Here is a 1,095-nt window from a genome sequence, read left to right as displayed (position 1 = left end):
CGATACGGCTACTGGCCGTCGATACGGACTTCTGGTTCGACAACCACTGGATCATCGACTCCACGCCGGTGGAGTGCGGCCGCTCGCGTCCGACGTGAAGCGGTCGGACATGGCCGGCCGGGCCGGACACGGGTACTGCGCCTCGCACACCCGGTTCTTCTGGGGCCTGCGCCTGTACCTGGTGTGCACCCCGACCGGGATGTCCATCCTGTGGGCACTGGCGAACCCGGAGCTGGACGAGCGGGAGGTGCTGTCGGCGATGCTGGACCGCGAACCGCACCTTGCCACGGATCGGCCAAGCCTGCTGGTGATCGCGGACAAAGGCTTCGCCTCCAAGGAGTTCGAGGCCGATCTGGCCTTCCGGGGCGCGGAGCTGCGGCGTCCTTCGTTCAAGCGCGAGAGGAAGCGCAAGGGCGAGAGCCTCCTGAAGTCGGTGCGGCAGCTGATCGAGTCGGTCAACCACACCCTCAAAGGCCAGCTTGACCTGGAACAGCACGGCGGCCGGACCTTCGAAGGCGTCGCCGGCCGCACCTGGGGCGCCAAAGGCGTGACGCCGGTCGTCCGCCGTACCGGCAACCGGTTCTCCGTGAACGCGATGTCCGCGATCAGCACGAAGGGCCGGATGCACTTCATGGTCTTCACCGAGACTTTCGACGCGGAGGTCATGTGCCGCTTCCTCGCCCGGCTCGCGGGGCACTTCGACCGGAAGGTGCACCTGATCGTGGACCGGCACTCGGCCCACCGCTCGAAGGCTGTCCGGGCCTGGCTCGCCGACCACAAGGACCAGGTCGAGCTGCACTTCCTGCCCTCGTACTCACCCGAGCTCAACCCGGACGAGCTGGTCAACGCCGACCTCGAAGGAAGCCTTCCCCACACTCACAGGGCCAGGAACCAGAACGAACTCGCCGCCGAGACCCGCAGGTTCTTCCACCGCCGACAACGTCAGCCCCACATCGTGCGCGGATACTTCGGCGGCCGACACGTCCGCTACATCCTCGACGGGACTGTAAAACGTTCGGCTCTGGCCCGTAATCGGTGGTAGCGCCGTGTAGTGATCACTGGAGGAGGATGCGGTGGCGGAGCAGGGGGAACCCG

Annotated in this window: 1 protein-coding gene and 1 pseudogene; both read left to right on the top strand. The window is 66.7% G+C overall.

Annotated elements, in window-relative coordinates:
- Positions 1 to 529 (top strand): annotated as a pseudogene (locus ACWD04_RS34020) (transposase); the annotation flags it as partial.
- Between the two features lie 18 nt (positions 530 to 547).
- Entirely contained in the window at positions 548 to 1,042 is a 495-nt protein-coding gene (locus ACWD04_RS34015; protein ID WP_451137590.1) for an IS630 family transposase, read from the top strand.
- The last annotated feature ends 53 nt before the right edge of the window (positions 1,043 to 1,095 follow it).

It is taken from the genome of Streptomyces sp. NPDC002911 (assembly GCF_053591835.1).
The sequence above is the reverse complement of the archived record's forward strand: the minus strand, read 5'-3'. Positions and strand labels throughout refer to the sequence as shown.